This window comes from Novosphingobium sp. 9U (genome assembly GCF_902506425.1).
Classification (GTDB): domain Bacteria; phylum Pseudomonadota; class Alphaproteobacteria; order Sphingomonadales; family Sphingomonadaceae; genus Novosphingobium.
Genome location: NZ_LR732469.1, coordinates 2,362,238 through 2,387,942, shown reverse-complemented (window position 1 = coordinate 2,387,942; position 25,705 = coordinate 2,362,238). Strand labels below are relative to the sequence as shown.

At 64.9% G+C, this 25,705-nt stretch carries 27 protein-coding genes; 13 read left to right on the top strand and 14 right to left on the bottom strand.

Features of this window, described 5'->3' with window-relative positions; all coding sequences use genetic code 11:
• Positions 1–20 precede the first annotated feature (20 nt).
• From GV044_RS11190 to GV044_RS11180, 3 genes are read left to right on the top strand one after another with little or no spacing between them, the layout of a single operon-like run.
• Positions 21–1,244 carry an extracellular solute-binding protein gene (locus GV044_RS11190; RefSeq protein ID WP_159869493.1) on the top strand — a complete coding sequence of 408 codons (1,224 nt, stop codon included), beginning with the start codon at positions 21–23 and terminating at the stop codon, positions 1,242–1,244.
• Positions 1,241–2,122, top strand: a complete 882-nt coding sequence (locus GV044_RS11185; RefSeq protein ID WP_159869490.1) for a carbohydrate ABC transporter permease — start codon at positions 1,241–1,243, stop codon at positions 2,120–2,122. Before GV044_RS11190 ends, GV044_RS11185 begins: the two co-directional genes overlap by 4 nt.
• Complete coding sequence (locus tag GV044_RS11180; RefSeq protein WP_236554872.1) at positions 2,122–2,973, top strand: carbohydrate ABC transporter permease; 852 nt, start codon at positions 2,122–2,124, stop codon at positions 2,971–2,973. Before GV044_RS11185 ends, GV044_RS11180 begins: the two co-directional genes overlap by 1 nt.
• On the opposite strand, the gene GV044_RS11175 is transcribed toward GV044_RS11180, so the two are convergent.
• Positions 2,963–4,054: an ABC transporter ATP-binding protein gene (locus GV044_RS11175; protein WP_159869487.1), complete on the bottom strand. Its 1,092-nt coding sequence runs from the start codon at positions 4,052–4,054 to the stop codon at positions 2,963–2,965. The two genes, GV044_RS11180 and GV044_RS11175, sit on opposite strands and share 11 nt — an antisense overlap.
• Before the next feature lie 254 nt (positions 4,055–4,308).
• On the opposite strand from GV044_RS11175, the gene GV044_RS11170 reads away from it, so the two are divergent.
• From GV044_RS11170 to GV044_RS11155, 4 genes are all read left to right on the top strand, one after another.
• The gene (locus GV044_RS11170) at positions 4,309–5,202 is read left to right on the top strand and encodes an ATP-grasp fold amidoligase family protein (protein WP_159869484.1); all 894 of its coding nucleotides are present in this window, start codon (positions 4,309–4,311) and stop codon (positions 5,200–5,202) included.
• 90 nt (positions 5,203–5,292) lie between these two features.
• Positions 5,293–6,639, top strand: a complete 1,347-nt coding sequence (locus GV044_RS11165) for an AarF/ABC1/UbiB kinase family protein (protein WP_159869481.1) — start codon at positions 5,293–5,295, stop codon at positions 6,637–6,639.
• 59 nt (positions 6,640–6,698) lie between these two features.
• Entirely contained in the window at positions 6,699–6,932 is a 234-nt protein-coding gene (locus GV044_RS11160; protein ID WP_159869478.1) for a hypothetical protein, read from the top strand.
• Entirely contained in the window at positions 6,929–7,399 is a 471-nt protein-coding gene (locus tag GV044_RS11155) for a DUF3429 domain-containing protein (protein WP_159869475.1), read from the top strand. The genes GV044_RS11160 and GV044_RS11155 overlap by 4 nt, the downstream gene beginning before the upstream one ends.
• Before the next feature lie 296 nt (positions 7,400–7,695).
• On the opposite strand, the gene GV044_RS11150 is transcribed toward GV044_RS11155, so the two are convergent.
• Complete coding sequence (locus GV044_RS11150) at positions 7,696–8,355, bottom strand: CoA transferase subunit B (protein WP_159869472.1); 660 nt, start codon at positions 8,353–8,355, stop codon at positions 7,696–7,698.
• Positions 8,355–9,062 carry a CoA transferase subunit A gene (locus tag GV044_RS11145; protein WP_159869469.1) on the bottom strand — a complete coding sequence of 236 codons (708 nt, stop codon included), beginning with the start codon at positions 9,060–9,062 and terminating at the stop codon, positions 8,355–8,357. The genes GV044_RS11150 and GV044_RS11145 overlap by 1 nt, the downstream gene beginning before the upstream one ends.
• A 226-nt stretch (positions 9,063–9,288) precedes the next feature.
• Between GV044_RS11145 and GV044_RS11140 the strand changes: the two genes are divergently transcribed.
• The 5 genes from GV044_RS11140 to GV044_RS11120 are packed head-to-tail and all read left to right on the top strand — an operon-like array spanning position 9,289 to position 12,797.
• Complete coding sequence (locus tag GV044_RS11140) at positions 9,289–9,834, top strand: flavin reductase family protein (RefSeq protein WP_236554871.1); 546 nt, start codon at positions 9,289–9,291, stop codon at positions 9,832–9,834.
• A 52-nt stretch (positions 9,835–9,886) separates the two neighbouring features.
• Positions 9,887–10,570 carry a 3-oxoacid CoA-transferase subunit A gene (locus GV044_RS11135; protein ID WP_159869466.1) on the top strand — a complete coding sequence of 228 codons (684 nt, stop codon included), beginning with the start codon at positions 9,887–9,889 and terminating at the stop codon, positions 10,568–10,570.
• Positions 10,571–10,575: 5 nt separating this feature from the next.
• Entirely contained in the window at positions 10,576–11,226 is a 651-nt protein-coding gene (locus tag GV044_RS11130) for a 3-oxoacid CoA-transferase subunit B (protein ID WP_201299052.1), read from the top strand.
• A gap of 1 nt (position 11,227) precedes the next feature.
• Positions 11,228–12,025 (top strand): enoyl-CoA hydratase/isomerase family protein, encoded by a 798-nt coding sequence (locus GV044_RS11125; RefSeq protein ID WP_159869460.1) that lies wholly within the window; start codon positions 11,228–11,230, stop codon positions 12,023–12,025.
• The gene (locus tag GV044_RS11120; RefSeq protein ID WP_159869457.1) at positions 12,015–12,797 is read left to right on the top strand and encodes an enoyl-CoA hydratase/isomerase family protein; all 783 of its coding nucleotides are present in this window, start codon (positions 12,015–12,017) and stop codon (positions 12,795–12,797) included. The genes GV044_RS11125 and GV044_RS11120 overlap by 11 nt, the downstream gene beginning before the upstream one ends.
• Here the strand turns inward: GV044_RS11120 and GV044_RS11115 are convergent.
• The 10 genes from GV044_RS11115 to GV044_RS11070 all read right to left on the bottom strand — a co-directional run bounded on the left by GV044_RS11115 (position 12,794) and on the right by GV044_RS11070 (position 23,253).
• Positions 12,794–13,768, bottom strand: coding sequence for a nitronate monooxygenase family protein (locus tag GV044_RS11115; protein WP_159869454.1), 975 nt, complete (start codon positions 13,766–13,768; stop codon positions 12,794–12,796). The genes GV044_RS11120 and GV044_RS11115 overlap by 4 nt on opposite strands.
• 10 nt (positions 13,769–13,778) lie before the next feature.
• Complete coding sequence (locus tag GV044_RS11110) at positions 13,779–14,561, bottom strand: enoyl-CoA hydratase-related protein (RefSeq protein WP_159869451.1); 783 nt, start codon at positions 14,559–14,561, stop codon at positions 13,779–13,781.
• Between the two features lies 1 nt (position 14,562).
• A complete protein-coding gene (locus tag GV044_RS11105) occupies positions 14,563–15,969 on the bottom strand; it encodes a 3-hydroxyacyl-CoA dehydrogenase NAD-binding domain-containing protein (RefSeq protein ID WP_159869448.1) in 1,407 nt (468 codons plus the stop codon).
• The gene (locus tag GV044_RS11100) at positions 15,969–16,397 is read right to left on the bottom strand and encodes a biotin/lipoyl-containing protein (RefSeq protein ID WP_159869446.1); all 429 of its coding nucleotides are present in this window, start codon (positions 16,395–16,397) and stop codon (positions 15,969–15,971) included. The genes GV044_RS11105 and GV044_RS11100 overlap by 1 nt, the downstream gene beginning before the upstream one ends.
• Before the next feature lie 2 nt (positions 16,398–16,399).
• Positions 16,400–17,767: an acetyl/propionyl/methylcrotonyl-CoA carboxylase subunit alpha gene (locus tag GV044_RS11095; protein ID WP_159869443.1), complete on the bottom strand. Its 1,368-nt coding sequence runs from the start codon at positions 17,765–17,767 to the stop codon at positions 16,400–16,402.
• Complete coding sequence (accB, locus tag GV044_RS11090) at positions 17,767–18,270, bottom strand: acetyl-CoA carboxylase biotin carboxyl carrier protein (RefSeq protein ID WP_159869440.1); 504 nt, start codon at positions 18,268–18,270, stop codon at positions 17,767–17,769. The genes GV044_RS11095 and accB overlap by 1 nt, the downstream gene beginning before the upstream one ends.
• Positions 18,271–18,354: 84 nt before the next feature.
• On the bottom strand, positions 18,355–20,925 hold the full coding sequence (locus GV044_RS11085; RefSeq protein ID WP_159869437.1) for a TonB-dependent receptor: 2,571 nt from the start codon (positions 20,923–20,925) through the stop codon (positions 18,355–18,357).
• 62 nt (positions 20,926–20,987) lie between these two features.
• Complete coding sequence (locus GV044_RS11080; RefSeq protein ID WP_159869434.1) at positions 20,988–21,734, bottom strand: SDR family NAD(P)-dependent oxidoreductase; 747 nt, start codon at positions 21,732–21,734, stop codon at positions 20,988–20,990.
• Positions 21,735–21,737: 3 nt separating this feature from the next.
• Entirely contained in the window at positions 21,738–22,826 is a 1,089-nt protein-coding gene (locus GV044_RS11075; RefSeq protein ID WP_159869431.1) for an LLM class flavin-dependent oxidoreductase, read from the bottom strand.
• A gap of 49 nt (positions 22,827–22,875) precedes the next feature.
• Entirely contained in the window at positions 22,876–23,253 is a 378-nt protein-coding gene (locus GV044_RS11070; RefSeq protein WP_159869428.1) for a nuclear transport factor 2 family protein, read from the bottom strand.
• A 365-nt stretch (positions 23,254–23,618) separates the two neighbouring features.
• Between GV044_RS11070 and GV044_RS11065 the strand changes: the two genes are divergently transcribed.
• A complete protein-coding gene (locus GV044_RS11065) occupies positions 23,619–24,314 on the top strand; it encodes a TetR/AcrR family transcriptional regulator (RefSeq protein WP_236554870.1) in 696 nt (231 codons plus the stop codon).
• 35 nt (positions 24,315–24,349) lie between these two features.
• Here GV044_RS11065 and GV044_RS11060 read toward each other — a convergent pair whose 3' ends face one another.
• Positions 24,350–25,585: a cytochrome P450 gene (locus GV044_RS11060; RefSeq protein ID WP_159869425.1), complete on the bottom strand. Its 1,236-nt coding sequence runs from the start codon at positions 25,583–25,585 to the stop codon at positions 24,350–24,352.
• Positions 25,586–25,705: the final 120 nt, after the last annotated feature.

The window sequence follows — 25,705 nt, the reverse complement described above, 5'->3', positions numbered from 1 at the left end:
ATCACATCACGCGCAGGAGCATGCTGGCCGGCACCGCCGCTTTGGCCCTGTCCGGCTGTGCATCGCGGTCCGAGCGGGTGCCGCTTAGGTTCTGGGCAACCAGCTACGAGGGTGACTACGCGCCGCTCCTGATGACGGCGTTCACGGCGTCGACGGGCATCCCGGTCGATGTGCAGTCGATCCCCTCGACAGCGGCGCACGAGAAGATGCTGACGGCCTTTGCCGGTGACGCGTTGCCCGACGTGCTGGTCCTGCCGGCAGGCTGGATCGGCGAGTTCACGATGATCGGTGCGATCGCTCCGGTGCCAGCGCCCGACCTCGTGGCGGATGTGGTGCCGGCGGCGCTGAAGCTCGCGCAAGTGAAAGGCCGGAACTTTGCGGTGCCGTGGTCCGCCGCGCCGCAAGTGCAGTTCTACCGCCGCGATCTGCTGCGCGATGCAGGGTACGAGGCACCGCCGAGCACCTGGGAGGCCTGGCGCGCGATGGGCCGCGCGATTAAGCGGCGTAAGCCCGACGAATACGTGTTCCTCACGCTGCTGAACTGGCCCGACACGCTGTTCTCGATGTTGTACCAGACCGGTATGACGATGCTGCGCGATCAGGACACGCGCGGCAACTTTCGCTCGCCGGAAGCTGAGGCCGCCTTCGCGTTCTACCTATCGCTGTTCACCGAAGATCTCGCCCCTCGAGCGCTCTCCACCGAAGTGCAGGATCCCTTCGCCGCCTTTGCGCAAGGGCGGTACGCGGTGTGGCCGAGCTGGCCCTCGCTGCTGCTCGACCTGCATCGCCGCCGGGCCGAGATCGCGCGCGAGACGTGGGGTGTGGCGCGCCTTGCCGGGCGAGATGGTGTGGGACCAGCGGCGATGATCGCCTCCAACGTGGCGGTCAGCGCGAGGACCGCGCAGCCGCAGGCCGCCTGGGCGCTGGTCCGGCACTTGACCTCGACACAGAGCGAGCTGCGCTTCCAACAGTTGATCGGCAACCTGCCGGCGCGCGCGAGCGCCTGGACCTCGCCGCAGCTGAAGGTGCCGGTGCTGCGGCCCTTTGCCGAGCAGATGAGCCAGCCCGCGATGGCACCCAAGATCGTCGAGTGGGAGCGCATCCAGATCGAGGTCCAGCTGGTCGCCGAACGCATCGTGCGCGGATTGCTGACGATCCCCCAAGGCCTGGCGATGATCGACGGGCGAGTCGACCAGATCCTCGCCAAGCGACGCGCGCTGGTCGAGGCAGGCCACATCACATGACCCGCCAAGAGCGCACCGCCTGGCTGTTCACCGCGCCGGTACTGGCGATCATCGTCGCAGTGCTGGTGCTGCCGGTCACGCTGGCGCTGGCACTCAGCCTGACCGATTACAGCATCTATGCGCTGGCCGACTGGGACAACGTGCGCTTCGTCGGCCTAGGCAACTTTGAGGAGCTGCTGCGCACTGCGCTGTTCTGGCGGGCTCTGGCCAATACCGCGCTGTTCGCGGTGCTCGGCGTGCCGATGGCGATCGGCGCTTCGCTTGCCTCGGCGCTGCTGCTGCATGACAGCACCGTGCGCTGGAAGCCGCTGTGGCGGGTCGCGCTGTTCGCGCCCTATGTCACCACCGTGGTGGCGACGGCCGTGGTGTGGCGCTTCCTGCTCAACACCCGCTTCGGGCTGATCAACTTCGCATTGGAATGGCTCGGCCTGCCGCCGGTCGACTGGCTAGGCGATCCGCATGCCTCGATCCCGGCGATCCTGCTCTTCGTGACCTGGAAGATCTTCGGCTACAACATGATCGTGTTCACCGCCGCGCTCTCCGCCGTGCCGCAGGACCTGATGGAGGCCGCGCGTCTCGATGGCGCCTCGCGCTGGGGGCGGTTTCGCCACGTCACCTTGCCCGCGATCGGGCCGACGCTGCTGCTCGCCTCGGTGATGAGCGTCGCGGGCTTCCTGCAGATCTTCGCCGAGCCTTACGTGATGACGCTGGGCGGGCCGGCGCAGAGCACCGTCACCGTGCTTTACTTCATGTTCGACGAAGGGTTCAAATGGTGGAACCTGGGGCAGGCCTCGGCGGTGGCGCTGGTGCTGTTCGTGCTGATCCTGGCGATCACCTTCGTCGAGACGCGGATCGGCAAGCGGAACCAGTGGCTGTGATGGGGCGCCGCCGCACCCGTGCGATCGTCGCCAACGCTCTGGTCGCCCTGCTGACGGCGGTGACGCTGGTGCCGTTGGTGTGGATGGTCACCGTCTCGTTCATGCCGCGCGGCGCCTCCAGCCACTTCCCGCCGCCGTTCTGGCCCGAGCGCTGGTCATGGGAGAACTACTACGAGCTGCTGGTCCGGCGCGAGATCGACGGCGCGTGGTTCGACTATCGCGTGCTGCCGGCGCTCGGCAACAGCCTCCTGGTGGCCGTGATCGCAACCGTGCTGGGCCTGCTGCTGACGGTGCCCGCGGGCTATGCCTTCGCCAAGCTCCACTTTACCGGGCGCGAGCGGCTGCTCAAGCTGCTGATCGCGGCGCTGGTGGTGCCGGGGCAAGTGGCGATGCTGCCGCTGTTCCTGCTGTTCAAGGAGCTGGGGCTGGTGAACAGCTATGCCGGCGTGATCCTACCGGGCCTGGCAGGCGTGTTCTCGATCCTGTTCGTGCGCCAGGCCGCGCTTTCCATCCCCGACGAGATGCTCGATGCCGCCCGGCTGGACGGGGCGAGCGAGGCGCGGATCTTCCGCTCGATCGTGCTGCCCCTGCTGGCGCCGATCACGGTAACCCTGGCGCTGTTCCTGTTCCTCGGCAGCTGGAACGACTTCCTGTGGCCGCTGATCGTGCTGACGGACCAGCACAAGTACACGCTCCCGGTCGCCGTCGCCGCGATCGTGCGCGAACATGCTTCCGAGGGCGAGTTGATGATGGCGTCATCCGTGGTGACGACACTGCCGGTGCTGCTGATCTTCCTGCCGCTGCAGCGCTACTACATCAGCGGGCTGCTGGGCGGCAGCGTCAAGGGCTGAGCCGGGGCAAGGCGATCCCTTGCGCGTCGAAGACGTGGACCTGGGCCGGCGGCACCCCGAAGCGCAGCGCCTCGCCCAAAGTGATCACCCGGTCGCCCGGCAACTGCGCGACGACCGTGTCGATCCCGCCGCGCGCACCCAGGTGCGCAAACGACAGCGGCCCCAGGCGTTCGAACAGCTCCACCTCGCCGCCAAGGGGCCCTGCGTCATCCGCCACCAAGTGCTCGGGTCGGAGGCCCACGGTGACCGCCTCGCCCACCGCATCGCTGGGGGCGCGCACGTCCGCCCGTAGCCTCTCGCCCCCGGGTAAGCGCACGACGACACCCTGTTCATCGACGACTTGGAGAACCGCAGGGATCAGGTTCATGCCCGGAGAGCCGATCGCCCGCGCGACCGCGAGCGTTGCCGGCGACACATAGAGCTCCAGCGGCGCGCCAACCTGCTCGATCCGGCCCTCGCTCATGACCACAATCCGATTGGCCAGCGTCATCGCTTCGAGCTGGTCGTGCGTCACGTAGATCATTGTCGCGCCCAAGCGGCCGTGCAGCCGCGCGAACTCGTGCCGCATGCGGACCCGCAGTTCAGCGTCGAGATTGGACAGCGGTTCGTCCAACAGCAGCACCCGCGGCTCGCGCACGATAGCGCGCGCGATCGACACGCGCTGGCGCTGCCCTCCCGACAGCGCCGCGGGGCGCCGCTTCAGCAGCGCGGTCAGCTGCAGCGCTTCGGTGGCCGCCTCGACCCGCGAGCGGACTTCGGCCTTGCCGAGGCGCTGCACCTTGAGCGGAAAGGCGATGTTCTCCTCGACCGTGAGGTGCGGGTAGAGCGCATAGGATTGAAACACCATCGCCAGACCGCGCTGCGCCGGCGCGACATCGGTGACATCGCGGCTGTCGATGAACACCTGACCGCCGGACGGCTCCTCCAGCCCGGCGATCAGGCGCAGCAGCGTCGACTTGCCGCAGCCGGACGGCCCCACGATCACCACGAACTCGCCATCCTCGATATCCAGGTCGCTCGGACACAGTGCATGGAACGGTCCGAACCGCTTGCTCAACTGGGTCACACGGACCGATGCCACGCCTCGCGCTCACTCTCGTTCAAACCGGCGCCGAGGGGATCACGCGCCTGGGTCCAAGCGTCACCACCAAACACCGGTGTTGTCGAGCGTGTTCAAGGGGCAATCGTCTGCATGGTAGATCGGGGCGCCCTTTGCCGGTAGACCGCGATCTATCGGGTCGGCGCGAGATAACCGCAGTGAATGCTTCCAGATTTGGCGCGGTGAAAGGCGCTGCAGCCGGCGCTCGGCCAACGGACACGAGTTCCTCACCGTCCTTGACGCGCGCGAGCAATCTCCTCGCCGCCGCTCCCCTGTTCGAGCGCCGGTTCGGACGTGCGCCGCTGGCGCCTTACGATCCCGCGGCCCTGGTGAATGACTTCATCTTCCATCGGATGATCGATCCTGACTGGTCGCCGACGGAGCGAGCGTTCGTCGACAAGGAGCTGGCGAAGATCGAGGCTCGCCGCCTTGCTCCGACGCTGCGAGCGCCCGAGACGCTCCACGTCATCGACATGGATGGGGTCACGTCAGCCGCCGATCTACACGACCTGCTGCGCCCCTTCTTCGGCACCTCCGCGATTGCCAAGCCGACGCATGCGAGCGGTGTCGCCATCTTCCTGAGCGGCACCGTGTCCGCCGGCGATATGCAGCGGCTCCATGCCGTCGCCACCCGCGACTACGCGATGGTCGTACGCGAGATGCAATACTTCGAGCAGCCGAAGAAGGTCATCGTCGAAGCCATGGTTCCGACCACAGGAGGCAGCTCGCCCGACGACTACAAGTTCTACTGCGTCGGAGGCGAGCCACTGGTGTACCAGGTCGACCACAGCCGCTTCGGCACGCCCTGGAGCCGCCTGTTCCGCCTGCCAGACTGCTCCCCGATGCACCCTGGCGATGGCTTGGCGGCTCCCGCAAGCTTCATCGAGGCAACGCCGAACCGCCTCGCCGAGATGGTAGCTGCCGCCCGGGCGCTGGCTGCAGGCTTCGAGTTCGTCCGCGTCGACCTCTACAACGGTGCCGATGGCGTTTACTTCGGCGAGATGACCTTCACGCCGGCGGCATCGCTCGGGATTGCACCTTCGATCGTCGGTGACCGTCCGGACAGCGAAACGCACCGGGTCTACAGCGACATCATCATGGCGGCGCTGCGATCGGGACGGCGGGCTTAGCCTGGCTGGGCAAGACGAACGCCGACCTACCCCGGAGGGCAAACACCTACCACGAGGGAACTCCTGTCGTGCGCCAACTGCTATCCCCGCATGACAGAAGACCGAGGAAGCGGCTTCCGCGCAGTTCCGCGCGGGCGGTTGGCGCGATTGGGCACGTTCGGACGGTTGGCGGGCGGCGTCGCGAGCGGGATGCTGGCTGAGGGTGCGCGGCGCTTGGCGCAAGGCGAACGGCCGCGCCTCAGCGACATGATCATGACACCTGCGAACGCCGCCCGCCTGGCGGACCGGCTGGCCCACTTGCGCGGCGCGGCGATGAAGCTGGGCCAGATGATTTCGATGGACGCCGGCGACTTCCTCCCCGCCGAGCTCAGCCTCATCCTCGCACGCTTGCGCGACCAGGCTCAGCGCATGCCACCTGCGCAGCTCGATCGCGTGCTCAGGCAGGAATGGGGCACAGACTGGCGCCGCCGCTTCCTCCGTTTCGACGCGACACCGATCGCAGCCGCCTCAATCGGCCAGGTGCACCGCGCCACCTTGCCGGACGGGCGCACACTGGCGGTGAAAGTCCAGTATCCGGGCGTCGCCGACAGCATCGATGCCGATGTCGACAATGTCGCGACCCTGCTGCGCCTCTCCAACCTTCTCCCCGATACGATCGATCTTGCGCCGCTACTCGCCGAGGCCAAACGCCAGCTGGCGGACGAAGCCGACTACTTGCGCGAGAGCCGCGAACTGCGCCGCTTCGGCGAGCTACTGGCGGACGATCCGCGCTATGTCGTCCCGGACTTGGAGGAGAGCCTCACCACCGCGCGTGTGCTGGCGATGAGCTTCGTCGAAGGCGGCCCCATCGAGAGCCTGGAACAAGCCCCGCAGGCGGATCGCGACATCGCGATGACGGCGCTGATCGAACTAGTGTTGCGTGAGCTGTTCGCGTTCGGCGTGATGCAGACTGACCCGAACTTCGCGAACTATCGCTGGCAGCAGGATACGAAGCGCTTGGTGCTCCTGGATTTCGGTGCCGCTCGTCCGGTGCCGCCGCAGACAGCGAATGGCTATCGCGCGCTGATCGAGGCAGGACTTGCGCGCGATCTCGACCGGGTTCGCGAGACGGCGGTGGCTGCCGGCTTCCTGGGACAAGGCGCGATGACGGGCCATCACGCCGCAATCGACCGCATCATCACGGCGATCGACGCAGCGATGAACCGGCCCGGCCCGTTCGACTTCGGTGACCGCACCTTTGCGCCGGTGGTCCGCGAGGAAGCGCAGGCCCTGCTCGCCGACCGCGCCACCTGGCACGTCCCACCTGCGGACACGCTGTTCGTGCAGCGCAAGGTGAGCGGCACGGCGCTGCTGGCGGCCCGACTAAAGGCGCGTGTCGCGGTGCGCGAACTGGCCGCTGCCGCGATCGCGTCGAGCCAGGTGCCCGTTGAGGCATGACCGCATGCGCCACCCCGCGATCCCTGAAACGTTCCGCTCACGAGCAAGGAGCCTGTGACATGACCGACGAAACCGTCCTGACCCGCAGACGCGAGATCGCCGTCGAACATGTGCTGTTCAAGCTTATGGAATACGTCGAACAGCGCGAGCCCGGTCTCCTCGACTTCATAGAGGCCAGCCTCGATCACCTCGGCGACAACGCCAAGGATGCTACCAAGGACGACGAGGCGGTGCGGGAGATCGCCCGGCAGATGGTCGCCGGCGCTCGGCGTGAGCGCGATCGGCAGCAATGAACCGCAAGTCGCAAGCCACCGCACGCCCCCCGGCGCTGCCGAGGCTCCTGGGGTACGCCGGCCTCCTTCCACAAGCCGCTGTGGTCGCCGTGCTGGTCCTGGGCCCAGCCCGATGGCACTTCTCCGCGTTGTCGCTCGGCTATGCCTATCCGGCGCTGATCCTGAGTTTTCTGGGTGGAATGTGGTGGGGCCTCGCCGCGCGCGCAGCCGACGAGCCGCCGGCATGGGTCTGGCTGGCCGCCGTCGCACCATCACTGCTAGCCCTCGCCACCGCCATACCCTGGGCAGTGGGCGCGACTTGGCCGGGCCCATCGTTGGCGGCGCTTGGTGTGTCTCTACTCCTCAGCCTCCTCGTGGATCGCCGGCTCGCAACCACAGGTCGAGCGCCCCCATGGTGGATGGCCCTACGCAATCCCCTTTCGATAGGCCTGGGCATCCTCACCGTTGCTACTGGCGCTATCGGCTAATCCGAGTGATCAGCGCCAACTCGGTGGTCCAGATCGATCATCCCGCTTGCTAGGCGCGAGACCGCGGTTCAGGTCGTATCTGCAGCTTGCAGGTGGCACGATTTGCTCCGTGCGCAGCAGATGCGCGAACCGCAAGGAACGATCTCGCGTCAGCAATGCCGCAATTCTGTCGATTTGCCGATCCAGTAATTGCTGGGGACTGCTGCGGCGGGCTCTCGCGAGAGGGTAGGATCCGACTACAGCGTTCAAGATGCAAATGAAGCGAGAAAATGTCTGGGGCGGTGGAGCGATATGCCTCACGTGATTGTAGATGTTGGCGATGCATACTCGTACTTGGCCGTGGTCTTGCTCGCGACCTCTTCGGCGCTCACTCCCGGCGCAAGCTCCACCAGCTTGAAGGCGCTTGCATGATCGGGCCGGGCGAAGACGCACAAGTCGGTGACGATCATGTCGACCACGTTCCTGCCGGTCAGCGGCAGGGTGCATTCGGGGATGAACTTGGGGCTGCCGTCCTTGGCGGTGTGCTCCATGACGACGATGATCTTCTTGACGCCTGCGACGAGGTCCATGGCCCCGCCCATGCCCTTGATCATCTTGCCCGGGATCATCCAGTTGGCGATGTCGCCGTTCTGGGCGATCTCCATCGCGCCCAGCACAGCGAGATCGATGTGCCCGCCGCGGATCATGGCAAAGCTTTGCGCGCTATCGAAGTAGGCGGAATGCGGCAGTTCGCTGACGGTCTGCTTGCCCGCGTTGATGAGGTCGGCGTCGACCTCGTCCGCGTAGGGGAACGGGCCGATGCCCAGCATCCCGTTCTCCGACTGCAGCGTCACCGTCATGCCGGCGGGCACGTGGTTGGCCACCAGCGTCGGAATGCCTATCCCTAAGTTCACGTAGAAGCCGTCCTGCAGTTCCTGCGCGGCGCGAGCGGCCATCTGGTCGCGGTTCCAGCTCATCAGGCGGTCTCCCTCTCGCGCGTGGTCACAAACTCGATCTTCTTGTCGTAGGGCGCGCCCAGGATCAGGCGCTGGACGTAGACGCCGGGCAAGTGGATCGCGTCGGGATCGAGGCTGCCGACAGGCACGATTTCCTCTACCTCGACCACGCAGACCTTGCCGCAAGTCGCGGCAGGCACGTTGAAGTTGCGCGCGGTCTTGCGGAACACCACGTTACCGGTCTCGTCCGCCTTCCAGGCCTTGACCAGCGCCAGGTCGGCGAAGATGCCCTGCTCCAGCACGTACTCCTCACCGTTGAAGACCTTGGTCTCCTTGCCCTCGGCGATCAGCGTGCCCACGCCAGTCTTGGTGTAGAAGCCGGGAATGCCCGCACCGCCCGCCCGCATGCGCTCGGCCAGCGTGCCTTGGGGTGAGAACTCCACCTCCAGCTCGCCCGAGAGGTACTGGCGCTCGAACTCCTTGTTCTCGCCCACATAAGACGAGATCATCTTGCTGACCTGCTTGGTGCGCAGCAGCTTGCCGATGCCTTCGTTGTCGATCCCGGCATTGTTGCTGGCGAACGTCAGGTTCTTGACGCCGCTGTCGCGCACGGCATCGAGCAGCCGCTCGGGCAGGCCGCACAGGCCGAAACCGCCGCTGGCGATCAGCAGTCCGTCGCGCAAGAGGCCGTCCAGCGCGGCGGTGGCATCGGGGTAGAGCTTCTTCATCGGACAGTGTTCCCCTTCCCAAGCGGAGTTTTTCCGGACATCGCGTCGGTGTTGACGCACAACCACCTTCATCGTGCGGCTTGTAGCCTGCCCTACAGTCCTACCGCTCGATACGCAAGCACAGGGAAACCGCAGCTGCCATGCAGATCCCCGGCGTGATCACCACTTGCGAATCCCGCCATTGCCGGTAGGGTTATCCGACAGTTTATCGGATTTGGAGAGGGCAATGACGATTTCGGGCGCTTCGATGCCGCCGCGCGTCGACGCGGAGAGCCATCGCGCCAGCTTTGTTTCGCAAATGCGTATGGTGCCTGGCGCGGTGGCTATCGTCTGCTCTGCGGAAGAGGGCCAGCGCTCGGGATTGGCGGCAACTGCATGGAACTCGGTCTGCGCCGATCCGCCCATGCTGTTGGTCTGCGTCAACCGCAGCGCAAGCGCCCATGACCTCATCCTGCGTTCCGGCGCCTTCAGCGTAAACCTGCTGGACAGCAGCGACACCGAGACGGTTGCGATCTTCTCGGCCCAGCGTGGGCTGAACGGCGCCGATCGATTCGTGGCCGGTGCCTGGGAAGATGGTCCCATGGGTCAGCCCATGCTCAAGCGCAGCGTTGCGTCTTTCGAATGCCAAGTGGAAGAGCATCACCAATACGGAACACACTCGGTCTTCATCGGCCTGATCCATGACATGCGCGCACGTGCAGAGGGTGACCCGCTCGTCTATATGAAAGGCAGCTATTGCCGAGCGACGAACCTGGAAGAGGCCGTCTCGTGAGACAACGCGAGGGCGGGAGGACGCCGCCCCGAACGAAGAAGAAAGCAACGCCATGATCAACAAAATCGTTTCCTCCTTTGCGGAGGCCGTGCAGGATCTTCGAGACGGCTCCGCGATCATGATCAGCGGTTTCGGCGAAGCCGGCGTGCCGGCCGAGCTGATCGAGGCCGTAGTCGATCACGGGGCTACCGATCTCACGATCATCAGCAACAACGCCGGGACCGGTGAGATCGGCATCGCCGCGCTGATCAAGGCCAATCGCGTGCGCAAGGTGATCTGCTCCTACCCGCGCATGGCCGGATCCACGCACTTCGAGGAGCGCTATCGCTCCGGCGACCTTGAGCTGGAGCTGGTTCCCCAAGGCAACCTTGCCGCCCGCATCCAGGCTGCCGGCTCCGGCCTCGGCGCCATTTTCACCCCGACGGGGTACGGCACGATGCTGGCCGAGGGCAAGGAAACCCGCGAGATCGACGGCAAGCACTACGTGCTGGAATACCCGATCCATGCCGACTTCGCGTTGGTGAAGGCCCGCGCTGCCGATCGCTGGGGCAATCTCGTGTACCGCAAGGCTGGGCGCAACTTCGGCCCGATCATGGCGATGGCCGGCAAGCAGACGATCGTGCAGGTCGACGAGATCGACGAACTCGGCACGCTCGACCCAGAGACGGTGGTGACGCCCGGCATCTTCGTCGATCGGGTTGTGCTCGCGTCGGCACCTGCGGCAAAGGCGGCATAAGAAGGATGGAAACGATGCAACGCATGGATCGCGATACCTTGGCCGCCAGGGTCGCCCGCGACATTCCCGAAGGTGCCTACGTCAACCTGGGCATCGGCTTGCCGACAAAGGTGGCGAACTACCTGCCGGGTGGACGCGACTACTTCCTCCACAGCGAGAACGGCATCCTGGGCATGGGCCCTGCACCGGCCGAGGACGCGATCGACTGGGACCTCATCAACGCCGGCAAGCAGCCGGTTACCCTCCTCACCGGTGGCTGCTTCTTCCACCACGGCGACAGCTTCTCGATGATGCGCGGCGGCCACATCGATATCTGCGTGATGGGCGCATACCAGGTGTCGGTTAAGGGCGACCTCGCCAACTGGCACACCGGCGCCAAGGACGCGATCCCCGCCGTGGGTGGCGCCATGGACCTGGCCGTAGGCGCGAAGCAGGTCTTTGTGATGATGGAGCTGCTGAGCAAGACCGGCGAGAGCAAGTTGGTGGACGTGTGCACTTACCCGCTCACCGGGCTGGGCTGCGTCTCGCGCATCTACTCGGACCTGGGCGTGTTCAGCGTCGGCCCCGAGGGCGCGCGCGTGATCGAACTGGTGGACGGCCTGACTCTCGACAAGCTGAGCGAACTGACTGGCCTCGAACTCGAGATGGCGGCCTGACATGCTGACGCAAGTTGTCGAGCAATTGGGCTTTGGCGCCTTCTCGCTTGAGGTGCGCGAAAACGGCGTGGCGCTGGTGGTGTTCTCGCGACCGCCGGTGAACGCCGTGTCGCTCTCGGTCTACGACGATATCGGCCGCTTGGCCGAGCACATCGACTTGAACGACCGCATCAAGGTGATCGTCATTGCGGCCTCTGCGCAATCACGTGCCTGGTGCGGCGGCGCCGACTTGCGCGAGTTCGAAGGTATGACCGCGGCCCGTCGCAAGGAGCGCTACGACCACATCAACGAACGCCTGCCGCGCTTCCACCGCATAGATCGGCCGATGATCGCCGCGATTAATGGCGCGGCGATCGGCGTCGGCGTCATGCTGGCGGGCATGTGCGACTTGCGCGTCGCCAGCGAGAGCGCGAAGTTTGCCTGCCCTGAGGTGGACTACGGTCTGATCGGCGGCAGTGCCGGCCTGCTCGCGACCTTGCGCATGCCTGAGGCCAAGGTCCGGGAGATGGTCTACACCGGCCGCGCCTTCACCGCGCGCGAGTTGGAGAGCACCGGCTTCTTCAACTACGTCGTGCCGCGGCCCGCAGTGCTGCCCCTGGCGCTCGACCTCGCCGATCAGATCGCCGGCAAGGCCCTGCCCGCCTTGCGCGCTCGCAAGCTGGCTTCGCTGATGTTCGAAGGGCCGGAGTGGATGGACGCCTACCTGGAGGCGCAGGAAGCCTCGTCCGCCTTGGTGGAACGCCCCGAGAGCGAGGCGGCGGTGCAAGCAGCACTGCGCCGCGGCCTCGATGCCCACTGATCCGCGCCAGATCGGGTCGTTCGCGCTCGAATGGCTCGACCAAGGCGTCCTGAAGATCGTCTTCTCCAGGCCGCCGGTGAATGCTGTCTCGCTCTCGGTCTATGAAGACCTTGGGCAGATCGCCGCACTTGTCGAAGACAACGATGCCGTGAAAGCACTCGTTCTCACCGCACCTTCCTTCGCGCGCGCCTGGTGCGGCGGGGCGGACCTCAACGACTTCAAGGGCATCGACAAAGCGCGCCGGCTGGAGCGCTACGCCTTTATCAACGAGCAGTTGCCGCGCTTCCACGCGATCGACCGTCCGATCATCGCCGCGATCAACGGTGCCGCGATCGGCGTCGGCATGGTGCTCGCGAGCTTGTGCGACTTCCGTGTTGCCGCGGAGGACGCCGCCTTCTCGTTGCCTGAGATCGACTATGGCCTGCTGAGCGGCTGCGCAGGCCGCTTCGTGGCGCTGCGCCTGCCGGAACCGAAACTGCGCGAGATGCTCTACACCGGCCGCAAGTTCACCGCGCGAGAGATCGAAAGCACCGGCTTCTTCAACTACGTAGTCCCGAAAGATGAAGTACTCACCAAGGCGCTGGAGCTTGCTGGCCAGGTTGCAGCCAAGGACAGCGCGATCATGCGCGCGCGCAAGCGCAACTCGCTATCGCTGGAAGGCACCGAGTGGTTCGACGCCTACGTGACGGCGCAACGCACGTCGGCACGGTTCGCCGGGTCGGAGGCGAGCCGCAAGGGCGTCGATGCCGTCCTGGGCCGCCCGGGCATCTAGATCAGGCGACCGGCCAGCCTCTGCTCGATGATCTGATGTGCCTCGGCCATGATGCGCTCGATCAGCTCGGCGCAGCTTGGAATGTCGTGGATCAGGCCTTGTGCCATGCTCGACCAGAAGATGCCGGTGTCGATCTCACCGGTGCGCAGGAGCTCTCGGCCCCGCTCGCCGCTTACGAGCTCGGCTATGTCCTCATAGCGAGGCTCAGGACCGCTGGTGCGGCGCAGGACTTCCTGTGAGACCGCATTGCGTCCGACGCGGGCGCTATTGCGGAAGGGGCGGAAGATCAGGTCGGTCTCGCGTTCGTCGCCGTCGAGATAGGCCTGCTTGATCCGCGCGTGGATCGGCGCCTCGCGGGTCGCGCAGAAGCGCGTGCCCATGTTGACGCCCTCTGCCCCGAGCGCCAGCGCCGCAACAAGCCCGCGCCCGTCGGCGATGCCACCGCTCGCCACGACCGGCACCTTTAGCTGGTCGGCCGCGACCGGGATCAGCACCAGACCGGGAACGTCGTCCTCTCCGGGATGGCCGGCACACTCGAAACCATCGATCGAGATCGCGTGCACGCCATGCTTCTCGGACGAAAGCGCGTGCCGCACCGAGGTGCACTTGTGGATGATCGTGATGCCGCGCGCGAGCAGCATGTCCCAGACGCCGCGCACTTCGGGCGTACCTGCGGTCTCGACGATGGTCACGCCGGCGTCGGCAGTGGCGGCGACGATCGCCGGGTAATCAGGCGGGCGCGTCGTCGGGAAAACGGAGATGTTCACGCCGAACGGTGCGCCCGTCATGCTACGACAGCGCGCGATCTCCGCAGCAAGGTTTGCGGAATCGGGAAAGGTCAGGGCGGTGATCAAGCCCAGGCCGCCGGCATTCGACACGGCGGACGCAAGCTCGGCATAGCCGACGTTCTGCATCCCGCCCTGGATGATGGGATAGCGGATCCCGAACAGCTCTGTGATGCGCGTCTTCACGCGTCGCGCGTCAGGCGCCGGTCCACTCGGGCGAGCGCTTTTCGAAGAAGGCGGCAGTGCCCTCAGCCTTGTCCTTGGTACCGAACAATGCCGAGAAGGCGTGCCGTTCGAGGACGAGATGCGCCGCCTGCTGCGTTTCGAAGGCGGCGCGGACCATGGCCTTGCCCTGCTGGATCGCGAGCGGAGCACGGCTCGCCAAGGTCTTCGCCATGTCGAGAGCTGCGGTGAGCGCCTGACCATCCTCGACCACGTCGCAGACCAGCCCTGCAGCCATCGCTTCGCGAGCCCCCAGCGGTTCGCCGAGCAGGACCATCTTCATCGCCCGGCTACGTCCGACCAGGCGCGGGAGCGTCGCGGTGCCGCCGGCACCAGGGATGATCCCGAGGTTGGTCTCGGGCTGACCGAACTTGCCGCCCTCGCCGCTTATGACCAGATCGCAGCACATCACCAGCTCGTTGCCGGCGCCCAGCGACCAACCCTCGACGGCTGCGAGCAACGGCTTGGCGAAGGTGCGAATCCGAGCCCAGATCGCCGGACGCGGATCGCTCAAGGCGCCGCTGGTGTCGCGGCTCGCGAGTTCGTTGATGTCGGCACCTGCCGCGAAGAAGCGATCGGATCCCGTGATCACAACGACGCGCACTTGCGTGTCAGCCGCGGCCGCATCCAGCGCGTCGGCCACGCGAGTGAGGAGATCGGTTGCAAGTGCGTTGCGCTTCTCCGGCCTGTTGAGCCGCAGCAGCAGCACGCCCTCGCCCTGCGGTTCGACGAGGAGGATCTCGGGAGTCTCGGCCATATCAGTCTCTCAGGTATTGCGAGGGCAGGTACATCGCCTGGCCCGTCTCCTCGGCGATCGTGCGCAGCGTCCGGGCCACAGTGGCGCGGCCCACACGGTCGGCCCAGGCGAAAGGCCCGAAAGGATAGTTGGCGCCAAAACGCAGGGCGGAGTCGATGCCCTGTTCGTCCGAGACATGCTCGAACACCGCGTCAGCCGCAGCGTTCGCGATCTGCGCGAGCGTGCGGCAGACGATCAGCCCGGGGCGGTCGGCTATCTGCACTGCCGGACGGCCGAGCGCGGCGATCACGCCCTCGGCTGCTGCCGACGCTTGCGGGCCCGACGCGGAATAGCCAATGGGACCTTGCCCGTCGGGCGTGAACCAGTCGATCAAGGCAACTTCGCTGCCGACCCGCTTCGCCGCCGACCGGGCAGTGGCGCCCGCCGTCATTCCGACCATCGCATCGTCGACCGCAAGCAGTTCTCCCGGAGCGAGCTGGCCCGCGGCCGTCCGGTGAGCACCGTTCGCCTGCGCCCGAGTAGCCGCGATCTCCGGCAATGGTGGAGCGCCTTCGGAATGGTCGTAGATCCCTCTGCCGCTCTTGCGCCCCAGCCATCCGGCATCGACCAGCGCGCTCTGCATCAGCTGCGGCACGAAACGGGTCTGGCCGAAGTAGGACTCATAGACCGACCGGGCGACGGAGAAGTTCACGTCCTGGCCGATGAGGTCCGTCAGCTCAAGCGGGCCCATGCGGAAGCCGACCGCGCGAAACAGCGCGTCGATCTCGTGCGCTTCGGCCGCCTTCTCGGACAAGGCGGTGAAAGCCTCCGCGTAGTAAGGCCGCGCCACGCGATTGACGATGAAGCCGGGCACGTCGGCAACCGGCACCGCTACCTTGCCCCAAGTCTCGGCCGCAGCGATGACCAGTTGTGCGGCCGCGGGCGCCGTAGCCGGACCGCTGATCACCTCGACAAGCTTCATCGCGGTCGCAGGGTTGAAGAAGTGCATGCCGACGAAGCGCTCTGGCCGGCTCAATGCGCGAGCGAGGCGTCCGATCGGCAGTGACGATGTATTGGTGGCGATCACCGCCTCCGGACTCACCACGGCCTCAAGCCCCTCGAACAGGCGACCTTTGATGGCGGCGTCCTCGATGATCGCTTCGATCACCAGTTCGCAGTCCGCAAGTTCGTCGAGGCTGGAGACCCACTGCATGCGGCCACGGATCGCAGCGGCATCTTCGGACGTGAGCTTGCCCTTAGCGGCGAGCTTCTCGATCGACTTGGTTATGCGAGCCTCGCTGCCGGCCAGCGCATCGGCGTTGACGTCGAACACCTTGACGTTCGCACCGCGCTGAGCAGCGATCTCGGCGATGCCCGAACCCATGGCTCCTGCCCCGCAGACGGCAATTCGCACTGGCGCTTGCGACATCAGGCGGCCTCCTCGAGCGTCAGCAGGACATCGCCGAACTCGACCAAGTCGCCCGCGTTCCGGGTAGCCGAGGCCAAGCGCCCGCTCACGGGTGCGGGTAGATCCTCTTCTTCGTCGAGCACTGACAGCCGAGCGACAGGCTCGCCCTGCTCGACCCAGGTGCCCTCAGGAACCACCGAGACCAATGTCGCCACGTGGGGCGCCTTCACCTCGTGATGGGCTCCCGCGGCGGGCGCCTCAAGCGCCGAGCCCTCGTTTGCCGGCAAAGCCGCACGCATCGGATTGGCACCGCCGCTATCGCGCGCGATGAACAACTCCAGCTCTGCGCTCGCGACGTGAATCTCTTTCCAGTCGCTCGCGAGGAAAGTTTCGAGCATGGCGCGCGCGTTGTCGATCGCAGCTGCTGCGGGATCGGTCTTGACGCCCATGATCAGGCTGCCTTCTTGCTGTATTCGGGCAGCACGACCTGCTCCAGCCAGCGAGTATGGATCCGGTTCTCCACAAAGTCCGGATGGGTGATGATCGCGCGCTGCAGATCGAGCGTGGTAGCCACGCCTTCAACGGCGAAGTTGTCGATCGCGTCGACCAAGCGCGAGATCGCCTCGCTGCGATCCTTGCCATGCGCGATGAGCTTGCCGACCATGCTGTCGTAGAACGGCGGGATCATCGCCCCTGCCGACATGTGGCTGTCGAGCCGGATGCCGGGCCCCGTTGGCGGCTCCCAGCGCATCACCCGGCCCGGGCTGGGGAGGAAGTCACGCTTGGTGTCCTCGGCGTTGATGCGGCACTCGATCGCATGGCCGGTCAGCTTGACCTGGTCCTGGCTGACCGAGAGCTCGGCGCCGCCCGCGATACGGATCTGCTCCTGCACCAAGTCGAAGCCGGCGATCATCTCGCTGACCGGATGCTCAACCTGGATGCGGGCGTTCACTTCGATGAAATAGAACTCCTGGCGCTGCACGTCATACAGGAACTCGGCCGTGCCGGCGTTGCGATAGTTGACGCTCGCGGCCAGATCGCACGCGGAGCGGTGCAGCTGCGCGCGCAAGTGATCGGGCATGGCAGCACAAGGCGCCTCCTCGATCAGCTTCTGGTAGCGCCGCTGGACGGAGCAGTCGCGCTCGCCGAAGTGCAGCACCTTCCCTTTGCCGTCGCCCATCAACTGGACCTCGACGTGCCGGGCCTCGGGCACGAAGCGCTCCATGAACAGCGTGCCATCGCCGAAGGCAGCCACGGCCTCAGCAGAGGCGCGGTGGAACCCGGCTTCCGCATCGTCGCCATTGTAGGCGATCACCATGCCTCGTCCGCCGCCTCCGGCCGAAGCCTTGAGCAGGACCGGATAGCCGATGCGGTCGCCCTCGCGGCGAGCATCGGCGGCTGAGGCGATGCACTCGCTTCCGGGCACCAATGGCACGCCTGCTGCACCGGCCATCGCGCGCGCCTGGAGCTTGTCGCCCAGGGCATCGATGACGTCCGGCTCCGGCCCCACGAAGGCGATGCCGTGCTGCGCGCAGAGCCGCGGCAAGATGGCACGCTCGGACAGGAAGCCGTACCCCGGATGCAGACCATCGCACCCGCTCTCGCGCGCAGCATGAACGACGAGCCGCGGGTCAAGATAGCTTCTCGCCGCCGCTGCGGGCCCGAGCACCACCGAACGGTCGGCCAGCCTGGCTGCGGCACTATCCCGGTCGGCATCGGAGACGGCGACCACCGTCTCTATGTTCAACGCTTGCGCTGCGCGTACGACCCGAAGCGCGATTTCACCGCGATTGGCGACAAAGAGACGCTTGAGCGCCATTAGGCCTCCACAATTGCAAACAGGGGCTGCCCGGCCTCGACCATGGCGCCGTCTTCGACTAGGACAGAGTGCACGGTACCTGCGGTCTCGCAGCGCACGGCCGTGAACAGCTTCATGACCTCGATCAGGCAAACCTCGTCCCCAGCGGCGACCTTGGCGCCCACTTCGACGTAGGGTGCAGCGCCGGGCTTGGGCGAGCGGTAGAACGTGCCGAGGTTTGGCGCGGTGACGATGACGGCGCCGGCGGGCACCGATGTTGCGGAGGCAGGTTGAGCCACCAGAGCAGGAGGGGGCGCCGACGGCTTCGGGGCAGCCTGAGCCGCAGCAACCGGAGCGGCTTGCGGCGCGCGGGCTGTCTGTACTTGCAACGGGCTGGGCGCAGCACTGTCGCTGGAAACGTAAAGCTCGAAAGACCCACTGCGAAGATGCAGTTCACGCAGGCCCGATCTGCTGAACTCTTCCAGCAAGGTCTGCAGGTTGTCGGGCAACTCACCGCTACTCATTCGGCGCTGTCCTCAAGAAGAGATCGAAAATTGGCGGGATCGGAGGGGGTAGGGGAATTCCGATCCCGCCCAGGGGGGAGAACTTTAGTACTTGTAGCTCACCGACACACCGTAGACCGCCGGCTTGCCGCGGTAGCGGATCAGCGTGTCGAGGTAGGTCGAGATCGCCGTGGTGTAGGCCTTGTTGGTCACGTTCTGGCCATAGACCATCAAACGCCAGTGATCGTCGGCGCTGGAGACCCCGGCCCGAAGGTCGAGCGTCGTATAGGCGTTGATCTCGAAGTCGTCGGCCGGCAACGCCGCGTTCTGGAACGTGGTGTTCTGCTTGCCCTGGTACACCACGGTGCCGCCCAAGAAGGCGTTCGCGCTATCCGTAACTGGGAACTCGTACTGCGCATCGAAGTTCGCACTGAATTTCGAGGTATAGGGCAGCTGCGACCCGCGGAAGTTGCCGGTATAGCCAGCAGCATTGTACACCGCGTCACCGTCCTCGGTGAAGGCATAGTCACCCTTGACCTTCGACTTCAGGTACGTGCCACTGGCGGAGAAGTGCAGACCCTCCACCGGTCGCACGACCAGCTCGCCCTCGAGACCGTAGATGTACGACTTGGGCACGTTCAACATCTTCTCGAGCAAGCCGAACACGGTGTCCTGCACGCGGCCACGGACCTGCTTATCCTTGTAGTCGTAGTAGAACGCCGCAGCGTTCAGCTGGACTGCGCGATCCGCCAGCGGAGCCTTGAAGCCGACTTCGTAGGCGACGACCTTCTCCTGCGTTGCCGGAGCGTACTGCAGCACGCGTGAAGCGCCGATCGCCGAGAAGATGCCCGCCTTGTAGCCTTGGCTCACCGTAGCGTAGAGCAGCGTGCCCTGGTCGAACTTGTAGTTCACGCCGATCCGGTACGAGACGTTGTCCTCAGTCAGCTTGCGATTGACCGGGTCGAGCGTGGAACGCGCGGTCCCGAGCAGGAGATCGCCGGTCGTCGGGAAGCACTGACCCGGAGCAATGGTGATTGGAACGCTGTTGAGGGCCGCCCCGAACAGCGTCGCGGCACCTTGGCCCGTATCGAACGCAGGGTCGCTGTAGCAGTACGTCGCTTCCTGCTTGTTCTTCGTATAGCGGATGCCGCCCTGGATGTTCAGGTTCGGCGTGATTTCGAATTCTGCATTTCCAAAGATGCCGTAGCTGCGCATCCGCGACGAGAACTCATTCGACGTGGTCGTGATCAGGTCCGCGTTCGCGGAGTAGTCGTTCAGGAAGAAGAAGTTGTTCTGCTGTGTGCGCACGTTGTCGTAGCTGGCGCCGACGATCGCATGGAGCGTATCGGTGTCCATCGCCAAGCGCAGTTCCTGATTGAAGGAACGCACATTGCCCGAGAGCGGAACGTCGACAACGCTGGCCACCGTACCGTCGAGATCCTGCGCATAGTCGAGCTTCTTCTTGGCGATAGCTGCCACGTAAGTCAGCTTGAGCGTGTCCGACAGGTCGAGGTCGGCGCGGCCCGAGAACTGGTAGTAGCTGTTGTCCGACTTGCCCAAGAGACCGGGGGTCCATTCGGCGTCGCGCGGGTTGTTGCTGATCGGCGTACCGAGCAGCGCGTTGGCGCCGGCAGCGGTTCTCGCATTGGGGCTGCGCAGCCGGCCAACTACGACAGTCTGTCGGCCTGTGAAGCTGGCGTCATAGCCGGGCGAAGTTGGCGTCGTAAGAGAGGCGTAGCGGGCTGCATCGACGTAGCCGTAAGGGTTCCCAGATGCAGCCAACTGAGCTTGCGATCCGTAGACGTTGAGCAGCGTGCCAGCATACTGAGGTGCGAGAGGATCCGAGCGGTCCTTGGAGCCGGTCGCCATCAGCTCGATCTTCAGCGCGTCGATCGGCTGGATGTCGACCGTGAGGCGGCCCATAATCTTGCGCTGGTCGCCATTCTCGTCGTTAGGACGCGAGATGCTCCGCTGCCAGGCGCCGCCGGTGACACCCTTGACCGCAAGGCGGGCGCTGACAGCCTCACCCAACGGCCCACTGACGAAGCCGCTGGCAGTGAAGCGATCGAAGCGCTCATACGATGCGTCGGCACCAGCTTCGAACTCGTCGCTCGGCTTGCCCAGGACATAGTTGACGGCACCACCGGTCGCACTCTGACCGAACAGCGTACCCTGCGGGCCCTTCAGAACCTCGACACGGGCGATATCGAGATCGAGCGCGTCAGACATGGTCGGCACGTTGCGCGGGATCTGGTCGGTGTAGACTGCCACCGACGGTGCGGCGCCGAAGGTCGCGTCGTAGAGGCCGATGCCGCGCAGCGTGTAGACCGGCGTCGAATAGAGCGATTGCGTGAACGTGAAGCCGGGAACCAGCTTGCCGAGATCCTCAGGGCCGGCGATACCGCGGTTCGCGAGATCGGCCGAGCTTGCGGCGGAAATCGTCAAGCCCACGTCGTTGGCGGACTGTTCACGCTTGTTGGCGGTGACGATGATGTCGCCAGTCTGGCTGGCACCAACGCTAGCGCTCGTGCCGGGGGCGTTGGCCGCCGTGCCCGCGGACGACGGAGTAGATTCGCCGCCTGATGGCGCTCCGCCGGGCGCGGTCTGCGCCAGCGCAGGACTTGCCGCAGCGATAAGGGCGATACCGGCAGATGCCAGGAATAGATCGACTTTCATGCTTCTCATCCTCCCGATGTCGGGCGCCGCTTGTTCAGGCAGCTTGCCGACGTGGTTTCTCGTCAACCGGCGATCATTGCGCCGTCGACAACATGTTCCGCTCCGCTCACGAAGCTGGATTCATCTGATGCTAGGAACAGCACCACGCGTGAGACTTCGTCCGGTTTGGCCAAGCGGCCGAGCGGGATCAGGTCCGCCGCGCCTCCGCCATTCTCGTCCGTCGCCGCCACCATCATCGGTGTCAGGATGTAACCCGGATGGACCGAGTTCACCCTGATGCCGGCATGGCCGTACTGCGCCGCGATGAGCTTGCTCATTCCGCGAACCGCGAACTTGGTCGAACAGTAGGCGACGTTCGACGATGTCCGCGTCCCGAGCATTCCCGCGATCGAGGAGACGTTCACGATGGAACCGCCTCCCGCCGCAATCATGCCCGGCAACACCGCCTGCATGCCGAGGAAGGGTCCCAGCTCGTTCACCCGGAACACGCTGGTGAACTCCTCCTCGCTCAGATCGAGGATCCCTTTGACCGGACCGATGATCCCGGCATTGTTGACCAGGACCGATACGGTGCCGAAGTGATCCTCTGCGCGCTGCACCACGTCCATCCAGTCGGACCGGCTGGAAACGTCGTGACGCACGAAGATCGCGTCAGGCCCAAGTTCGGCTGCGAGAGCCGAACCGCCCTGCTCGTTCACGTCCGTCAGGACGACCTTTGCGCCCTCCTCGACGAAAAGCCGCGCGTGCGCCTCGCCCATGCCCTGGGCGGCACCCGTGATAATCGCGACCTTTCCGGCGAGGCGGCGCATGGGTCAGGCCACGGCCGCTTCTTGGCTGACGCCGACGTGCGGTGCGACTTCCTTGACCAGCAGCTCCATCGACCGCTCCCAGGGCTCGGGATTGTCGATGTAATCGTGGCTGTAGACCAGCAATGTGCCGAACGGGCCGCCCAGTTCGTCCATCCAGTGGTTGAGCTTTTGCTTAACCGTCTCGACCGAACCGACGATCCAAACATGCTCGGCCAGGTATTCGCCGTCGACCTTGTCCGGATCGAAGCTGGGATCGTGCAACAGGCCCTTGAGGACGCCGAAGCGCGTGTACGTCGGCTTGATGTACTCGTTCCAGGCGTGCGCAATGCCGCCATCGATCGCCAGCTTGCGCGCTTCCTCGTCGGTATCGGCGACGATCACGTCGCGCACGACGCGGTGCATGGAGCGGTCCGAAGGGCGGCCAGCTTCTTCCATTTTCTCGCGGTAGGTTGCGAAGTGGCTGCGCAGGAAGTCGTTGCCGGCGTAGACCGATGCCGGGATGTAACCGTGGGTGCCGGCAAAAGCGATCGACGGCGACGGCGAGGAAAGGCCGGTCATCGCCATGTGGATGTCGCCGCCCCACGGCCGCACGTCGCGCAGCTGCTTGCCACCAGTCGCCTCGGGGAAGCCGGCGTTCCAGAACTTGCCTTCGAACTCGAACGGCTCGCCCTTCCAGACGCGCTCCATGATGTCGATGGCCTCGAGCATCATCGCGTGGTTTTGCGACATGTCCTTGATGCCACGCAGCGCCGCGTCAGTGGGATAGGCGCCGTTGGCGACACCCAGCATGTAGCGCCCTTCCAGGATCTGGCTCAGCCAAGCCGTCTGGATCGCGAGAGTGGCGGGGTGGTGATATGGCAGCAAGTGCGCCAGCGGGCCGAACTTGATCTGCTGCGTTTGCAGCGCGGCAGCCGCAATTACCAGTTCAGGACTGGGAATGCCTTCCCAATTCAAGGTCGCGTGCTCACCGATCCAGTACTCGCTAAAACCGATCTTGTCGGCGTGGACTGCCTGCTGGATCGCCCACTGAAAAACTTGCCGCGGGGTGCGCTCGGGGCGCAGGAACGGCGTTTGAAACATTCCGATCTTCATGTCTTCACCCTATGCAAATGGGACAAGCACTTGGACGCGACGGCGTCGATCAGCCGTAGTCCTTCCACTCGACCAGCGTGCCGGCGTCATCGAAGCGCATGACGCTGCAGAACTTGAGCCGGAAGCCCTGCCCTGCATCGCCGAAGCCGGGCAGGTCGACTTGGGGCGTGCCGACGTACCAGCCTTCACGAATTACGGTATCGCCGACCACTTGGACCCGCTCCGGCTCTTCGAAGCGGCGATCGGGGATGAAGTCGCTCGCAAACTTCTTCAGAATGCCGATCAGTTCGTCTCGGTCATTCAGAACGAAGTCGCGGTTGAAATGCGCAAAATCGACGTTCGGTGCGATGATCCGCTCCATCGCCGCAAAGTCCTGGCGGTTGTATGCATCCACCAGCGCAGCGGCCTGATCCTGAGCGAGAGGCATCAGCGCGACACCTCGGCTCGCTGTACCACGCAAACTACGTCTTCGACGGAGTGTTCGATTGTCATAGCCACTCTCAGCATCTCCGTCTCCCATCCCGGCGTCACCTCAATCGGCGCGCTCTGTTGAACTTAGAGGTACATGGGCCAAACTGAGGCGTCAAACCTAATTCGACATTTCGTCGGAAATTTTTGTATGAGCGCCGCTAGGTTGGGGTACTCAAGCCCCTCATGGGAGCATCCAGCGAGGCTTGCCGCATTGGGAGCTTGGCCATTTTCCGCGGCTTTACGGAGCAGCCATGGCTGGGCGGTTGACCCTGGCTGTGCTGCACGGCAAAGTCGATAAGCGTTCGGATTTGGAGAAAGTGTTTGGCGACTCAGCCAGAAGTAGCCGCCGATGTGGCAGACGGCACAGCTTGGGATAACCTGCTGGAGGAAATATCGACACGGGCGAAGCGGGACACCGAGCGCAAGCAAAACCGGAGTCGGCGAACCGAGCAGCAGATTCTTAAGGGCGCGCTACGCGTCTTTGCTAAGGACGGAATCTCTCGCTCCAAGATCGCAGACATCGCAGCGGAGGCGGGGATCTCCACCTCGACGTTCTACGAATATTACAAAAGCAAGGAGGAGCTCGCCTACGACGTGCCCATGGCGCACCTTGGGGAGTTCTTCGAGGGCTATCGCGCTTTAGCACCCTCGACGTTGTCGGCGCGCGCACGCCTGATTCTCTACCTAACCATGTCGGCGGATTACGCGCGCGAGCATGCCGAATGGGCACGCCTTCTCTACCTTGAGATCTGGCCCAGCGTCTTTGTTGCCGAGACCGAGCTGCTCGACAGCCTCAACGACTTCGCCCGCGTAATCCGCTTTCTGTTGCGCGAGGGCATTTCCGAGGGTTGGATGAGCAAGGACAAGAACTTGCTTGAGACGTCGGCGCTGATCTTGGGCGGGTCCAACCAGCTCGTCATCACCTGGCTGCTGAACCGCAAGCCGCGCAATCTCACCAAGGCTGGCTCGGAATTCGCCGAGCGGATCGTCAGGATGCTGGAACTGGAAGCAGATTGAGGGCCGGCCTCCCGTAAGGAGGCTGGCCCACCAGATTAGACGTCCCAGACCAGTCGGAACGGCTTGACGCTGCCGACGATGCCGTTGGTGTAGCTGAGCGGCGCATCGTCGGCCAAGCGGAACTCGGGAATCCGCGCAAACCACTCGCGCAACACGATCTTCATCTCCATGCGCGCAAGGTGGGCACCCGGGCAGGTGTGCGAACCCTTGCCAAAGGTGGAGTGCTTGCGGCCGGGGCGGTTCAGGCGGAAGTCGAGCGGATCTTCGCCAGCGTCGGTGTCCATGGCGACCACGATCGTCGGTGACATGACCATGTCGCCCTTTGCGAGCGTCACGCCCTCGAACTCGACATCGTCGCGTACTTCGCGGGCCGACGAGACCACTGGGAAGCGACGGAAGAATTCGAGTAGCGCGTCGTTGATCAGCGCAGGGTCTGCGGCGATCGCCTGACGCAGCTTCTGGTCCCGCGCGAGATAGGAAAACGTGAACCCGAGCATGTTGACCACGGTATCGAGCCCGCCGACAAGCACCTGGGTGCAAATGTTCAGCGCCTCGATGTCGGTCAGCTCACGCCCATCGATGCGGCTGCTCACCATGCGGCTGATCATATCCTCGCCGCCACCGTTGCGACGCTCCGCAATGACTGGCGTCAGATAATCGCGGAAGGCGGTCAGCACTTCTGGGTAAGTCATCGACCCGTCGGGTCGGGTGAACTGGTCGGCCAGGTGCTTGAGCTTGGGCAAATCGGCGAGCGGCAGATCGACTAGCATCATGAAGATGGTGACCGGCAGCTGCTCGGCGAAGTCATGGACGAAGTTGCACTCGCCCTTGGACGCGAAGCTTTCGATCAGTTCGACAGTGAGATCGACGATGGCGCCTTCCATCGGCTTGAGCGGCTTGGGCCCCAGGTTCTCGTTCAGGAGGTTGCGGAACGGGCGATGCTCGGGCGGGTCGAGCGAAAGCGGGATCAGGCGATACGCTTCGCCTGCAGTCTCCTTGGGGACCAGCACGGTGTGGTTCGAGAACCGCTCCGAGTCGGACATCACCACATCCGACGCTTCTCCACGCAGTGACACCCAGTGTCCACCGTTGTGCGGAGTCCACATCAGCGGGTGCGGCACCGTCTTCATCAGGTCGAACCAGAACTGATGGAAGTCTATGCCCTCGGGAATGTCGCGGTAGATGTCGAAGTCGAACACCCGGTCTTCGGGCACGTTCGCCGGCCTCGCGTGGGCCAGGACATCGCTAGGATTGAGCGCTCCGATTTCCATACTCAACTCTCCGGAAGATCTCTGCCCCGCCCTTGCAGCAGGTGCGATAAAAGAAACTTTCCTCGGCTTTTTTCCATGCTATGCCGCAATGATCAAGCGGTATTGGCTGCTTGCAACAAG

Excerpts from the sequence above, each read along its gene's own strand:
- GV044_RS11190 (WP_159869493.1), top strand. The coding sequence starts at position 21 with ATGCTGGCCGGCACCGCCGCTTTGGCCCTGTCCGGCTGTGCATCGCGG.
- GV044_RS11185 (WP_159869490.1), top strand. The coding sequence starts at position 1,241 with ATGACCCGCCAAGAGCGCACCGCCTGGCTGTTCACCGCGCCGGTACTG.
- GV044_RS11180 (WP_236554872.1), top strand. The coding sequence starts at position 2,122 with ATGGGGCGCCGCCGCACCCGTGCGATCGTCGCCAACGCTCTGGTCGCC.
- GV044_RS11165 (WP_159869481.1), top strand. The coding sequence starts at position 5,293 with ATGACAGAAGACCGAGGAAGCGGCTTCCGCGCAGTTCCGCGCGGGCGG.
- GV044_RS11160 (WP_159869478.1), top strand. The coding sequence starts at position 6,699 with ATGACCGACGAAACCGTCCTGACCCGCAGACGCGAGATCGCCGTCGAA.
- GV044_RS11155 (WP_159869475.1), top strand. The coding sequence starts at position 6,929 with ATGAACCGCAAGTCGCAAGCCACCGCACGCCCCCCGGCGCTGCCGAGG.
- GV044_RS11150 (WP_159869472.1), bottom strand. The coding sequence starts at position 8,355 with ATGAGCTGGAACCGCGACCAGATGGCCGCTCGCGCCGCGCAGGAACTG.
- GV044_RS11145 (WP_159869469.1), bottom strand. The coding sequence starts at position 9,062 with ATGAAGAAGCTCTACCCCGATGCCACCGCCGCGCTGGACGGCCTCTTG.
- GV044_RS11140 (WP_236554871.1), top strand. The coding sequence starts at position 9,289 with ATGACGATTTCGGGCGCTTCGATGCCGCCGCGCGTCGACGCGGAGAGC.
- GV044_RS11135 (WP_159869466.1), top strand. The coding sequence starts at position 9,887 with ATGATCAACAAAATCGTTTCCTCCTTTGCGGAGGCCGTGCAGGATCTT.
- GV044_RS11130 (WP_201299052.1), top strand. The coding sequence starts at position 10,576 with ATGGAAACGATGCAACGCATGGATCGCGATACCTTGGCCGCCAGGGTC.
- GV044_RS11125 (WP_159869460.1), top strand. The coding sequence starts at position 11,228 with ATGCTGACGCAAGTTGTCGAGCAATTGGGCTTTGGCGCCTTCTCGCTT.
- GV044_RS11120 (WP_159869457.1), top strand. The coding sequence starts at position 12,015 with ATGCCCACTGATCCGCGCCAGATCGGGTCGTTCGCGCTCGAATGGCTC.
- GV044_RS11110 (WP_159869451.1), bottom strand. The coding sequence starts at position 14,561 with ATGGCCGAGACTCCCGAGATCCTCCTCGTCGAACCGCAGGGCGAGGGC.
- GV044_RS11105 (WP_159869448.1), bottom strand. The coding sequence starts at position 15,969 with ATGTCGCAAGCGCCAGTGCGAATTGCCGTCTGCGGGGCAGGAGCCATG.
- GV044_RS11100 (WP_159869446.1), bottom strand. The coding sequence starts at position 16,397 with ATGGGCGTCAAGACCGATCCCGCAGCAGCTGCGATCGACAACGCGCGC.
- GV044_RS11095 (WP_159869443.1), bottom strand. The coding sequence starts at position 17,767 with ATGGCGCTCAAGCGTCTCTTTGTCGCCAATCGCGGTGAAATCGCGCTT.
- accB (WP_159869440.1), bottom strand. The coding sequence starts at position 18,270 with ATGAGTAGCGGTGAGTTGCCCGACAACCTGCAGACCTTGCTGGAAGAG.
- GV044_RS11085 (WP_159869437.1), bottom strand. The coding sequence starts at position 20,925 with ATGAAAGTCGATCTATTCCTGGCATCTGCCGGTATCGCCCTTATCGCT.
- GV044_RS11080 (WP_159869434.1), bottom strand. The coding sequence starts at position 21,734 with ATGCGCCGCCTCGCCGGAAAGGTCGCGATTATCACGGGTGCCGCCCAG.
- GV044_RS11075 (WP_159869431.1), bottom strand. The coding sequence starts at position 22,826 with ATGAAGATCGGAATGTTTCAAACGCCGTTCCTGCGCCCCGAGCGCACC.
- GV044_RS11070 (WP_159869428.1), bottom strand. The coding sequence starts at position 23,253 with ATGCCTCTCGCTCAGGATCAGGCCGCTGCGCTGGTGGATGCATACAAC.
- GV044_RS11060 (WP_159869425.1), bottom strand. The coding sequence starts at position 25,585 with ATGGAAATCGGAGCGCTCAATCCTAGCGATGTCCTGGCCCACGCGAGG.